Source organism: Pedobacter sp. Bi27, from assembly GCF_918698255.1.
Lineage (GTDB): Bacteria > Bacteroidota > Bacteroidia > Sphingobacteriales > Sphingobacteriaceae > Pedobacter.
In genome coordinates, this window is record NZ_CAKKMW010000003.1 from 814,374 (window position 1) to 828,215 (window position 13,842).

The 13,842-nt window shown below is 39.0% G+C and carries 10 protein-coding genes; 2 read left to right on the forward strand and 8 right to left on the reverse strand.

The window, feature by feature from the left end:
• Positions 1-39 precede the first annotated feature (39 nt).
• The 8 genes from LQ227_RS13560 to LQ227_RS13590 all read right to left on the reverse strand — a co-directional run bounded on the left by LQ227_RS13560 (position 40) and on the right by LQ227_RS13590 (position 10,146).
• A complete protein-coding gene (locus LQ227_RS13560) occupies positions 40-1,125 on the reverse strand; it encodes an Ldh family oxidoreductase (RefSeq protein ID WP_230149660.1) in 1,086 nt (361 codons plus the stop codon).
• A 107-nt stretch (positions 1,126-1,232) separates the two neighbouring features.
• A complete protein-coding gene (gene bshC / locus LQ227_RS13565) occupies positions 1,233-2,819 on the reverse strand; it encodes a bacillithiol biosynthesis cysteine-adding enzyme BshC (RefSeq protein WP_230146267.1) in 1,587 nt (528 codons plus the stop codon).
• Positions 2,820-3,132: 313 nt separating this feature from the next.
• Positions 3,133-4,977, reverse strand: a complete 1,845-nt coding sequence (locus LQ227_RS13570) for an alpha-L-fucosidase (RefSeq protein WP_230146268.1) — start codon at positions 4,975-4,977, stop codon at positions 3,133-3,135.
• Between the two features lie 676 nt (positions 4,978-5,653).
• Positions 5,654-7,561, reverse strand: a complete 1,908-nt coding sequence (locus tag LQ227_RS13575) for a DEAD/DEAH box helicase (RefSeq protein ID WP_230149661.1) — start codon at positions 7,559-7,561, stop codon at positions 5,654-5,656.
• Positions 7,562-7,885: 324 nt separating this feature from the next.
• Positions 7,886-8,743 (reverse strand): acetylxylan esterase, encoded by an 858-nt coding sequence (locus LQ227_RS13580; RefSeq protein WP_230146270.1) that lies wholly within the window; start codon positions 8,741-8,743, stop codon positions 7,886-7,888.
• A gap of 33 nt (positions 8,744-8,776) precedes the next feature.
• Entirely contained in the window at positions 8,777-8,869 is a 93-nt protein-coding gene (locus LQ227_RS25640) for a DUF4293 family protein (protein ID WP_371823053.1), read from the reverse strand.
• 175 nt (positions 8,870-9,044) lie between these two features.
• A complete protein-coding gene (locus LQ227_RS13585) occupies positions 9,045-9,578 on the reverse strand; it encodes a hypothetical protein (RefSeq protein WP_230146271.1) in 534 nt (177 codons plus the stop codon).
• A 100-nt stretch (positions 9,579-9,678) separates the two neighbouring features.
• Complete coding sequence (locus LQ227_RS13590; protein WP_230146272.1) at positions 9,679-10,146, reverse strand: DUF4293 domain-containing protein; 468 nt, start codon at positions 10,144-10,146, stop codon at positions 9,679-9,681.
• A 296-nt stretch (positions 10,147-10,442) separates the two neighbouring features.
• On the opposite strand from LQ227_RS13590, the gene LQ227_RS13595 reads away from it, so the two are divergent.
• A complete protein-coding gene (locus LQ227_RS13595) occupies positions 10,443-12,932 on the forward strand; it encodes a prolyl oligopeptidase family serine peptidase (protein ID WP_230149662.1) in 2,490 nt (829 codons plus the stop codon).
• A gap of 71 nt (positions 12,933-13,003) precedes the next feature.
• Complete coding sequence (truA, locus tag LQ227_RS13600) at positions 13,004-13,756, forward strand: tRNA pseudouridine(38-40) synthase TruA (RefSeq protein ID WP_230146274.1); 753 nt, start codon at positions 13,004-13,006, stop codon at positions 13,754-13,756.
• Positions 13,757-13,842: the final 86 nt, after the last annotated feature.

The window sequence follows — 13,842 nt, forward strand, 5'->3', positions numbered from 1 at the left end:
TCGTGCTTTCTTCTCAGCGCCCTTTGCGGTTAAATGAAGTTATTTTAATTCTTCTATCCCTAACTTCACTGCAAGTTCATTCAGATCCTTCACCACAACATCAATGATCGGAATACCGCTGATTTTCCTTTCCTGCTCAAATTCATGTTCAGGTTCGCCAGGGATGATTACCTTTTTATCAGGATCTATTGTTTTTGCACTTTTAAAGCGTTCTATCCAATTATCTAAATGATCTTTGAAGTCTGCAGCTGGTCTGAAACCATCTACGCGCATAGCGCCTAAAAAGTGGCCAAGTCCTTCGCCAACCGGATTGGCCGATGGTTCTAAGAAAGCCACAAAAGGAGGCACCCAAGGGCCATAATTCGCGCCAGATAACACCGCTGATAAAATATCGACCGTAGCACTCAATCCATAACCTTTATGACTGCCATGATCTTTATCGCTGCCCAAAGGAAGGAGCGAACCGCCGTTTTTTAATTCGTTCGGATCAGTAGAGTTTTCTCCGTTTTTGTCCTGAACCCAGCCATCTGGGATACTTTTATTTGCCCTCTGGGCAATTTCCAGTTTTCCGTTTGCTGCCGCTGCTGTGGCCATATCTACAATTACCGGTGGGTATTTCCCTGCTGGGAAAGCATAACACATGGGGTTTGTACCCAATAAACGTTCGTTAGCATAAGTAGGGGCTACCAAAGGGCTTGCATTGGTCATACTGATTCCGATCATATCCTTTTCTACCGCCATTAAACCATGGTAACCTGCAATACCGAAGTGATTGGAATTTTTAACCGATACCCATCCGCTACCGTATTTTTCTGCTTTTTCTATAGCAACTTTCATGGCAAATGGTGCAACCACTAAGCCTAAACCTGCATCGCCATCTACAGTGGCAGTAGTAGGTGTTTCATGTACGATTTTAATATTGGGTGTCGCATTTATTCTTTTCTTTTCCCAAAGGCGTACATAACCGCTTAAACGGGCAACGCCATGCGAGTCGATTCCACGTAAATCTGAACGGATTAATACATCGGTTGCTAAATCGGCATGCTCATCAGAACAGCCCATTTTTTTAAAAACGCTAAAGGTAAAAGCTCTAAGATTGGTTTCTGTAAAAGTGATGAAGTTCATTTTTTATTTTTTGTCGTCATTGCGAGGCACGAAGCAATCCTACGACTATCGCTAAACTAGGTGCATTAAGATTGCTTCGTGCCTCGCAATGACGGATTATCTAATAATTACGGCAATAAAACAGTAAAATCGCCTCCCAGTGGTTCGAAGTTTTCTATGCATGAGGAAAGAAAATCTTCTCCATAATTTACATACATGGGTGCAATATTTAAGGTTCTTTCCTGAAGTGCTCCATTCGGAAAAAGTCTTTTCTTTACATTATCAATCTGCAGCAATGCCGTTTCATGTTTCCTTTTCTCTCCGCGGAATAGTTTCTTCTCCAGGTTAGCCAATAAATGATTGGTCCGCTGTTTTGCTGTATCTGTTGATACAGAAAGCGTTTTATCTATTTTATAGGCATTTAGCTTAATTTGATCGAAAATGCTGTTAATGGCCCTGGTTTCATCAGCTAAGCTCAATTGGGCAGTTGTATTTCGCTTTACCCAAATGTTTTTTAACGCTTCAACTGGTAAAAATATATCTTCTAAAGAAAAACCTAAGTGGTATAAATTCTGCGCACTGCGTTTATCAATCAATAAAGCTGAGTTACGAAGCAATAAAACCGGGAAATCAACTTTATAAAAGTCGAAATTTGCCTTTAACTGCATCCAGTAAGCTACTTCTGCACCGCCACCTATGTAAGCAATGTTTGGCAAAATCACTTCCTGGTACATGGGCCGCATTACTACATTCGGACTAAAACGCTCGGGATATGATTCGATTTCGGCTTTTAGTTCCGTTTCCGTAAAACTAATGTCTGTATGATTTACAATGTATTTTCCTTTTTCGAAGATCAAACGCTCACGCAGATTGTCGATAAGGTAAAAGAAATTAATATCACGGCCATTCACCTGGGTTTTATAGCCTAAGTCCTCCAGATTTTTCGAACTATTTTCAATATTTTTTGCACTATTATGCTGAATGATATCTTCGGTAATGATATCCGCGAATTGCTTTTTTAGTTGTGTATCATCAGCATTCACAATCACCAGGCCATATTTCTCGAACAAGTTATTTACTAGGAACCTGGTGGCATCGGCTAAATTATCGTGTTGTAAATAGGCCTGTTCTACCAATTTGGCAATTCGTTTTCCGTTTTTAGAGATCCCAAGGTATCCTTTATAAGCCGTTACTGCTGCGGCAACGGTTTTGGTGCTTAGTCTTCCGGTGGCGCCATTGGTTTGCTGTATCCAACTGATGTTCTTTTCATCAACACTTACATGGTTAATTTCATCAAAATCGTGATCCTCTGTTGCCATCCAATAAACCGGAACAAAATTTTTATCGGGATGTGCCATTTTTAACTCGATGGCTAAATTAATGGTGGTTACAATTTTGTAAATAAAATAAAGTGGACCAGTAAATAAATTCAATTGGTGGCCCGTTGTAACCGTAAAGGTGTTCGCTGAACCTAAAAGTTCTATGTTTTTGGTAACCGATTTATTGGGCTGTAAATGTTGGTATTGATCTTGTAAAACCTGAACTAAAGTTTCTCTATTGCCTAAAAAATTTCTATGCTCAATTGCTTTGGCTAAGCCCTCCATATCAGGACGATAGCTATAAAAAGCTTTAAGCTGATTTTCGTCGTTAATATAATCTAAAACCAGTTTTGAAAATGATCCGGTTTCCTGATATGAGATATATTTTGCCTGCATGATGTGCGAAAGTAATGCAATTTAAGGATAATCGTAAAGTCGCGCCACTATTTTACAATTGTTAAATAATTTTTTGCCACGCCCACCTTGCCATCAAGGTCATTAAGTTAAGAGTTTTTAACCACAGATGGACACAAATAAACACAGATGTTTATATCTGTGTGCATCCTAATTTATCTGTGGTTAAATTGTGTTTACCCATGAGCATGGCATAACTAAGGACATTGGCCTTGCTCTTCGGGCACGGAAGCACAGAAACTCCATATGGTTGCCCTCCTGAGCGGAGTCGAAGGATCTTTAGGATACAAAATAATTAAAGATTGCTTTCTATCGCGCCAACTTTTTCGCGGTACAAATCAATCGGGCTATCTAAAAGTACTGCAATTACGGTTAATTCGGGATCTAGTTTGTCTTTAGGCACCGGAATGTAAACAATGCCCGGTATTTTGCTCCAATACAGTTTGTTATAAATTTCGTGTGGTAGCATGGTACCTTCACCCACAATCCTGATCCTGCTGATGTTGTTTTTTAAACCTTTAATGGCAATTGGCCCGGTTGGCGTGCCTTCTACAAATAAGTAAAGGGTTTGTTTATCTGCAGAAAGGACCGTATTGCCTTGGTAATGTCCTGACGGAATTCCCCCCGTTGTTTTGTATAGCGCCTCTGCATTTTTGATTACCCAGTTGCTAATATTTTGATCTGCGTTTTTAATTCCAGGGTTAAAGTCTAAGCCATCAGCAGTTAAACCTGTATTTTGAAATACATTTATACCTGCATTTAAGTTAATGGCCAGCCTGTTCAGATTTAAGTTGGTTAAACCCCGTTGTTTGGGCGCAGCATATAAGTCTGCCAGCGAAAGGGTTTTCTGTTTGTCTTCAACGAGCTGAATAGGGCCGTTTAATGATACTTTTAGAACGGTTACATCGCTGTCAAAATCTGCTTCCTTAAAATTAAGGAGATAATCTGTTTCATTTAGCTTAATTGTATATGGCTGTGCTTTGCTGCCAACTACTTCAATGTTGTTTATTTTTGATTTTATACCTGATAGTAAAATCCCGTTTTCGGTTTTGTAATCGAGATACAGGTACAGTACATCTTTGTTTTTGGATAAGGTAGTTTTACCGATAATATGCCCATCTGGGATCCCTGCCTGTGTATCATAAATGGCCTCTGCATGTTTCTTGGTCCAGCGGCCTAAATCTTTTAAAATTTTAACCTGTTCTGGCGCAATGGTTCCATCTGCTTTTGGTCCAATATCAAGCAATAAGTTACCGCCCATGCTGAAACAATCAACCAGGGTGCGGATGATCATGTTTGATGATTTATAATGATTGTCATAAGGCTGATAGCCCCACGAATCATTCATGGTGTAACAAAGTTCCCATTCTGGTGAGTTTGGTTTTACAACGGGAACACCTTGCTCCGGTGTATCATAATCGCCATGTCCGTTTAAGCGAGAGTTGATAATGATATTTTGATTTACCTTGCGTAAGTTCGATAGTATATTTTTGGCCTGCCATTCTTCTCCCGTATGCTCCCAATCGCCATCAAACCATACCAGATCAGGATTATATTTGGCCGAAAGTTCGTTTAACTGCCCTTGAAAATAATTTTGGAATTTTTTAAAGCGTAAAGGATCCTGTTTATAATCATAACGTTTCCTGTCGCGGGTAAAACCATCATAATCCGGGTAGCTCCAATCAGGTAAAGAAAAATATAGCCCTGTTTTAAGCCCCGATTTTTTAAGTTCGGCCACAAATGGAGTGATTAAATCTTTTTTAGCAGTACTATTTTTTAATGTGGTAGTGGCTAAGGGAGCTTTACTATCCCAAAGGGCCACGCCGTCATGGTGTTTGGTCGTAATTACCGCATATTTAGCACCGCTTTCTTTAATTAAGTTTACCCATTCTTCCGGTTTGTACTTTGCAGCGGTAAAACCATCAAGCTGTTTCATGTATGCATCATGATTGATGTAGTTGTTAAAAAACGACCACGATTCGGAAATTCCATTAACTGAATAAATACCCCAATGGATGAAAATACCCAGTTTGGCATCAGCAAACCATTGCATTTTTTGATCAGAAATTTTTTGTTGAGCAGAAAGCCTGCTGTTGATGAATAGTGAAAATAAAATGATGAAAAACTTTAAATAACGCATGATCGTGTTTAGTATATCTAAACGTTAAATATAATGTTTTATAGCTGTTTTTTAAACAAAAATTGGCTGTGAAGTCAGATGTTACCATCTGACTGGAGATTGATTTAGTAAGAAAATTTGTAAATAAGTATTATCATCTGAGTGAAAGGTAACTATAGAAGCACTAAATTAAGAATTCGGTTAGAGGTCAGCTGGTAACATCTGACATCACATATATCTGTTGATGCGACACCGGACAGATATACTAATAGATTTCCCGACTGCGTTGCACTTCTATCATTGACGTTGTTTAACAAGACGCTATTAATCAGCGTTTTAATCGATTTTGCGTTTCCGTCCAGCTAGGCCATAGCACCGTATCCCCGTTCTACTTAAATCCGGCATAACAAATTTTTCGGACTGCACTGTTCTAGCTGTACAACTGACTTCAAAAGAAAAATTTTCAGCCGGCATTTTTTGTTTCTTTTTGATGCCAAAAAGAAAGAGCCCTTCGGCGGCGGCGAGCCGAGGCAAGACCACGCCTTAGGGCAAAAGAAATCAATTAAACGTCACTCATATTGATTTTTATATAATAAATTATCCCTCAAAATGACGTCACCCCTTCACAACAAAATTTACCCATAAAAAAAGCCGCCCTGAATAATCAGAACGGCTGTAAAATATTTGGTTTAGTGATTTACCATTTTTTTCTTCGTTCGCCACTGCCACCTTCACGGTTTCCGCCTTCTCTGCGTGGACCTCCGGTGTTGCCACCTTTGTCATCACGGCTACGTCCAGAGAAATCTCTGAAACCGCCACCACTGTTCCCACCTTCACGTCTTCCGCTACCACCGCCAGATTTTCTATCACCTCCGCCACGATAACCGCCGCCGCCGCCGCTTCTGCGTTCACCGCCGAAACCACCGCTACGTCTTTCACCGCCACCGCGTCTTTCGCCAGCACCTTCACCACGACCGCCGTCTCCGCTTTTCTCGATCCGTACCTGACGACCGTTAAACTCAACAGATTTAAAGCCTTCAAAAACTTTGTCAGCTACATCGTCTTCCACTTCAAAGAAAGAGAAAACACCTTTTAAATCGATTTTACCAACGCTTTTGCCACCAATTTTACCGTTGTTACAGATAAATGATAACATATCGCCACGGGTAAACTCATCTACAGAACCTAAGTTGATGAACAAACGGGTGTAACCTTCGCTACCACGTCCACGTCCGGCACCTCTTTCGCCTCTGTCTGCACCACGATCATCGCCAACTGCAGCATTTAAATCAGGAGCTTTAGAGTAGTAATCCAAGAAACGGTTAAATTCTAATGAAGCAAAACGTTTAATTACATCTTCTTTTGATAAATCAGCAAATTCATCCATAATACGTGGAATGTACTGATCAATTTGTTCGTTGTTAACTTCTACATTGTGTACTTTATGTACCAAAGAGAACAATTGTTTTTCACAAACATCAAATCCTGTAGGAAGCTCAGCTTTGGTAAATTGTTTACCAATAATGCGCTCTAACTGACGGATTTTTCCAACTTCTTTAGAGTTGATGATACAGATAGAGATACCAGTTTTACCAGCACGGCCTGTACGGCCAGAACGGTGGGTATAACTTTCAATTTCATCAGGTAAAGAATAGTTGATTACGTGTGTTACATTGTTTACATCGATACCACGTGCGGCAACATCAGTAGCAATTAACAACTGCATGTTACGCTCACGGAAACGTTGCATTACTTTATCACGTTGTTGTTGCGATAAATCGCCGTGCAAAGCATCAGCATTGTAACCATCTTTAATTAAGTGCTCGGCAACATCTTGTGTATCCAATTTGGTTTTACAAAATACTACGGCAAAAATTTCAGGGTTAAAATCTACAATACGTTTTAAGGCAGCATATTTATCACGTGCACGAACAATGTAATATTCGTGTTCGATGTTTACGTTACCTGTATTTTTTGTGCCCATGGTTAATTCAACAGGGTTATCCATATAGTTTTTAGCTATACGGCGAACTTCTGCAGGCATAGTAGCCGAGAATAACCAGGTTTTTTTGTCATCAGGAGTAGTTGATAAAATGTCGTTAATGTCGTCCTGGAAACCCATGTTCAACATCTCGTCAGCTTCATCAAGCACAACATATTTAACTGAAGAAAAATCAATGGCTTTACGGCCAATGATGTCCAACATACGGCCGGGCGTGGCCACTACGATCTGAACGCCTTGGCGTATTTCGCGTAGTTGTTGCATAATGTTCGCACCACCGTAAACGGCAACAACGTGGGCATTAGCAACGTTTTTAGAAAAGTTTTTAAGGTCGTTAGCGATTTGCAAGCATAACTCACGGGTAGGGCATAAAATCAATGCCTGTGGTTTATTAACTTTAAAATCGATTAGTTCTAACAGCGGCAAACCAAATGCGGCTGTTTTTCCTGTTCCTGTTTGGGCCAAACCAACAAAATCATTAGTGCCTTCTAACAGTACAGGAATACTTTGCTCCTGAATAGGTGTTGGAGTTTCAAATCCAAGATCCTTTACGGCATTAACGACGTCATCACTTATCCCCAATAATTGAAATGGGTTTGTCATTCGTCTTTTTATTTTTAATTGAGCCGCAAAGGTAAGGTTAATATTTCGTATTTCACAGATAATCAAGTAAATAGTTTTTTAAGCTAAATATTTGAAAATAAGGAAGTAACAGTAGATGTAAGATGGATGATGGAAAAGGTAGGATGTAGCAGGTTTAAATTGAGGTCGTGATTGCAATAAGAACATGTGTTTTTTGTTTTGAAAGCGGCTGCAGTTGTGCTTAGGTTACCTCAGTCCCGTTTTCTGTTTCAATCTTTTTCAAACCTTTCAGGTTTTAAAAAGGATTTTCACGCCAACCGGGTTTAGGTTGCTGGGGTAATGCAGCTATTTACGTTTGTATTTAAACAGCCAATGGGGCAGTTCGTCAGTTAAAATTGCAGGAGCGAAAATATCGTTGTGAGCCAGATCGTCGAACTCCCAGAACCTGATCTTGTTGTTATGGCTTAGTTCTTTAAAAAACTGCTCATCGCTGTTGAAGGGGTTTTCAGTATCCATATTTCCGTGGATCAACCAAATTGGAATGTTCGTGAGTGTTTTTACTTTGTCGAATTGCGGTATGCCGGAAATGCTTATACCTGCAGCGAATAAATCAGGCTTTAACGATAAGGCATTGATCACCGAAGATGCCCCCATCGAAAAACCGATGAGGTAAATCCTTTTCTCATCAATATTTAAAGTGTTTTTTAAGCTATCAATCAGCTGTAATGCGGTTGTTAAACACGGCTGTGGTACAGAGGTAAGTACATTTCTGCTTTGGTCCATCATGTAATTTGACGATCGCGAAGGGAACTGCGGTGCCAAAATAAAAGCTTGGTATTTCGCCTGTATCTCATCCGTAGCAAATAATTTTGCTAAAATACCCAGTTGGCTGCTATTGTCGTTTCCAACCGCGTTTGATCCATGAAATACAATTACCAATGGAAGTTTTCTGTTCGTACTTTTTGGTTTTAGTAAGCGGTATACAATTGGTGTATTACCAGCGCCTTTGAATGATCCTTTCGTAAAAATATCGGTATTTAAACCTTTTATTTCGGCTATTCTCTGTTTAAGGGAGATCGAATCGACACTTTTAGCGATTTTGGTTTTTCCGAAAGTACGGATGCTTTTATTGCACGATAAGATTCCGCAAAGCAAAACCACCGAACAGATGTAGTTAACCGCATAATTTATTTTAATCGGCATAGAGAGAGGTAATTTTCTGTTAAAATTAAAGAACTAGCGCAACCTTTCAGCCGAGCATATCAATCTTTCATCCTTGTTAATGCCGAAGATGGCAAGAATCAAAAATAAAATAGCGAGTGCGGGCATAGCAGTTACACCAAATACAAAACCGGCAATTAGTAATAATGGTCAGCTTGCAATCCTCTTTTGAGCACTTCTACTTTTAAGTTGAAAATGTTTGCAAAGCAGATTAGTGCCGAAAAATATTTAAAATTAATATTAGATAAATAGCTTTAATCAAACTATTTTGTTTTAGGAGGCGTTAACGAGCCATAATCAGTGCGGTTTCTAAATAGGCCAGGGTATCCTGAGCTGTCAATTTGGAAACTATATCATCTGCAATATCGTTAAATGCAATCCCCGATTGTTTTGAAGTGGCTCCGCGTTTTAGCAAAAAAACTGTTCTCGAAAATGAAAATTTATCGTAATCCCCACGGGCAACCTTTACTTCCTGCGTAATAAAGTTGTATCCATTCTGAGCTGTGATAGGAGTTACTGGAGCCCGGTATTTAAAAATCTGATCAATGAGTTCATTGTTGGTTAATACGGTTTTTGGAGAGTAGAACAAAATTAAATCTCCGTCTTTTACTACCGAATAGTTTACATTTCCGCCAATTGTTGCCATATCGTTAGTTGAAAAAAACAAACTGCTGCCATCTGCAACGTAATGATCTGGTACAATAAAGTTGCTTTCGTTTTTAATAAACTGCTTAATTATATTTTGATCTTTTATTTCACCGTTCGCCGTAAATAAACGTGTTTCTGATTTTTTAACCAGATTTTCTGTTTGTAGCATTAATGGGAAATTTATTTCAGATTTGCTTCCGCCTTTTTTGCACGAAAAGAGTAAACAGATAAAAAGAACGGTAAATGTATTTCTGTAAGTCATAAGCGAATTATCTTAACCTTTCGGCCGAGCGGATTAATCTTTCATCTTTATTGATGCCAAAGATAGCCAGTACAACGAATAAAATAGCTAAGGCAGGCAAATATGCTCCAACACCAAAACTAGCACCTTCAATACCGCCAGGTAGTTTTTTAGCATAAACACTGCACCAAAAAGCAAAACCTCCAATTAGTATGATCGAAATAACGGCAATCCGTTTTTGAAAACTTCTCTTTTTATAGTTGAAGATATTCATTAAACAAATAAATGCAACAGCTATGTTGGTAATAATTAAAGGTAGAAAAGATTGAACTTTAAGACTTATGCCTGCTTTAATAGTTAAAGTTTGGTATAGCCCGGTAGTGTATACCGCTGATTCTGTTCCTGCAGCATCTTTTGTGGCGATAGGTAAAAATAACATTAAAGTCAAAGTTAATGCCGCTAAAAAAAACCAGATCGATTGTATTCTTTGTATCATGAATGTAAATGTATAGGAACAAATCTAGCCTTTTTTGAGAAAAGAAAGAAAGATTAAAGTTTCCAGATAGGAGCAGAAATTGATAAGGAGCATGAATTACAATTTTCATCAATATTTTCCGTCGAACCCGAAACCCCTAACTCCAAACGCTCAGCGCCAAACGCGCTATTCACCCCTTTGCCCTTAAATAGTACTTATATGTCGCTTTGGGTAAAAAAGGTATTACATCCAACTGTTCTGCGATGGTGGTCTTTTAAATCGGTTAACTTTGATAAACCATACCAATAAAACGATTTATGCCAAAAAACTTACTTTTTCTAATTTTCCTGCTTGCTGCAACAAACACCTTTGCGCAAGATACCCTTAAATTTGAGCAGGCATTAACGGTAGCCAGTGGTAGCCGTTATGGCCGCGAAGCTGTTTATACCGATTTACTGGCCTGGCAAATGGCAAATGGAAAATTGCAGAGGCCGACGGAAAATGGTGCGTTTTCAGCAGGCAAAGATGGTCAAAAAGTATTATGGAAAGCAATTAAAGCAGATGCTAATGGCCGTTTTAGTGCATTCTCCAGAAGATCTTTTCAGACTACAAATAATCCTTTCCTAAATCCAGGGAGCATAGATAGAGGTTCTGATTATATCTATATTACTTACACTTCCCCAAAAGAACAGACGGCAATTTTAAATGTAATTGGAGGCAATAGTTTGTTTTTCAATGGTACCCCACATATGGGCGATCCCTATGCATCGGCTTATATGAATATTCCGGTTCAATTAAAAAAAGGTGTAAACGAACTTTTTGTAAGAGGTGCCAGCATATTGCCTATGATCATTATTAATGCTAAAAAGTTACTCATCCATACAGACGACGTTACTTTACCGAACATTGTGATCAATCGGGCAAATGGTGTACTAAAAGGGGCATTAACGGTAAGTAATTCTTCTTTGAAAGATGTTAACGGTTTGCATATCAAAACTGTTTTAAATGGTAAACAGCAGGAAGTGGCCATTTCGCGCATCGCCAAACTGAGCATGAGGAAGGTGATTTTTGAGTTAGATGCAAGTACCATAACCACACCAGGTAATTATAATCTCGAAATACAACTCTTACAGAACAAAACAAATGTGGAACAGAAAACGATTGTAATTGAAGCTTTAGCCAATTCATCAAGCTATAAACAGACTTTTATCAGTAAAATTGATGGCAGCTTGCAGTATTTCGCAGTTACCCCACAGCTTAACGGCTGGAAACCAAATTCAGCATTGTTTCTGTCGGTCCACGGTGCCGGTGTAGAAGCCATTGGTCAGGCAAAAGCCTATAAATCTAAAGATTGGGGAACGGTAGTTGCAGCCACTAACCGCAGGCCACGTGGTTTTAATTGGGAAGATTGGGGTAGACAGGATGCTTTAGAAGCGTTGGCGTTGGCAAAGGATCAGTTTAAACCAAACGATAAACAGATTTACCTGACCGGCCATTCTATGGGTGGACATGGTACCTGGTTTTTAGGTGCCACTTACCCCGATAAATGGGCTGCTATTGCACCTGCCGCAGGTTATGCTTCGCTTAAAGATTACGGTTCTGCCGATGGGAAAATCCCTGATAGTAGTAAAAATATGGTCGAAAGGATGTTGTTAAGGGCTGGCAACCAGAGCGATGTTCCGAAATTAGTGACTAATTACACACCATTAGGCGTTTATGTTTTGCATGGCGATGCGGATAGGGTAGTGCCTGTTAGTTATGCAAGGCAAATGAAGAAATTACTTGCTGGTTTTCATGCCGATTTTAGTTATTATGAATATCCAGGCGGCGAGCACTGGTTCGGTGACCAAAGTGTAGACTGGCCACCTATTTTTAGTTTTTTTAAGTGGCATACTATTGCTGCCGATTCTGCTGTAAACCGCATCGATTTTACCACATCTAGTCCCGGAATTTCGTCTACTTATCGCTGGGCTACTATTTATCAGCAAACGCAGCCTTTACAATATAGTCGCATCATTTTAACAAGAGACAGGAAGCTATCAACCATTGTTGGTAAAACCGAGAACGTTGCGCTTTTAAAATTGGCTTTAACAGATTTTGCTGTAAAAACACCCATAAAAATTACTTTAGATAGTTTAACAGTTATTAATTATACCACACAAAGCGTTAATGATACCCTGTTTTTAGAGAAAAATAACGATGCGTGGCAAATCATCACTAAAATTGATAAAAGAGATAAAAACCCTTTACGATATGGCACATTTAAAGAAGCTTTTAATCATAAAATGGTTTTTGTGGTTGGAACAAACGGTTCTGCTGAAGTCAATCTGGCTAATTTAAATAAAGCCAAATACGATGCTGAAAGTTGGTATTACCGGGGTAATGGAGCTATTGATACCATTATGGATAAAGAATTTTCAGCATCAAAATACCAGGGGCGTAATATTATTTTATATGGAAACTCCGAAAATAATACAGCCTGGAATAAATTACTTAAAGATTGTCCTATACAAGTAAGCAATTCGCAAATAACAACGAAACAACATGTGTTGAAAGGCGATGATTTAGCCGCATATTACATTTGGCCTCAACACGACAATAAATTATTGATAGGCGTAGTAGCCAGTACTGGAGTAAAAGGGATGAAAGCGGCTTATGCCAACCAGTATTTTGCCGGAGGTAGTGGTTTCCCTGATTTTATGATTTTTTCATCTGAGTTACCAAAAGAAGGAAGCAAAGGCATTAAGCTGGCCGGTTTTTACAATAATAAATGGCAGTTTGACGAGAAAAATACCGCTACACCTTAGTTATGGCTACTTATAATAAATGTAGAGCGCTTTCCTTCTAAATAAAAGGAAAAAAGTATTTTTGCATCGCTTTGAGTAAAAAAAGGTATTTCATCCAATTGGCTTATGATGGCAGCTTATACCATGGCTGGCAAACACAACCTAATGCAATTACCGTTCAGGAATTGTTAGATAAGGCTATGTCTGTTTTTTTTAGACAGCCCATCGAAACATTGGGCTGTGGAAGAACGGATGCAGGCGTGCATGCTACTGATTTTTATGCACATTTTGATGTTGAAGGTGTAGAAGAGGCTAAGGTTTTAAGTGCGGTAACCGGTATTAATGCCATGCTGCCTTATCAAATTGCAGCAAAACGGATTATACCTGTACATGATGATGCCCATGCCCGCTTTGATGCCACTGCCCGTGCTTATAAATATTACCTTCACTTCGAAAAAAATCCTTTCAAACTTAACCGATCGTGGTTGGTTAAAGATAAACTGGATGTAGATGCAATGAACGAGGCAGCGGCACTGTTATTAAATTATACCGATTTTTCGTGTTTTAGCAAATCAAACACGCAAACTTTTACCAATAACTGTAAAATAAGCAAAGCTGTTTTCGAGCAGCAGGAAGATGGATTGGTTTTTACCATTCAGGCCGACCGTTTTCTACGCAATATGGTAAGAGCCATTATGGGTACTTTGGTAGAGATCGGTAAAAAAGAAATAAATTTAACAGATTTTAAAGCAATAATAGAAAGTAAAAACCGCAGTAAGGCCGGGCAATCGGTGCCTGCTTGTGGCTTATACTTAGTGAGAATAGAATACGATTATATAAAATGATTGAATGAGAGCAGGATTGAATGAGGGAATGAAAAAGTATCTCTAACATTCAATATTCGAAACTCTCTCATTCAAAATTAAAAAAA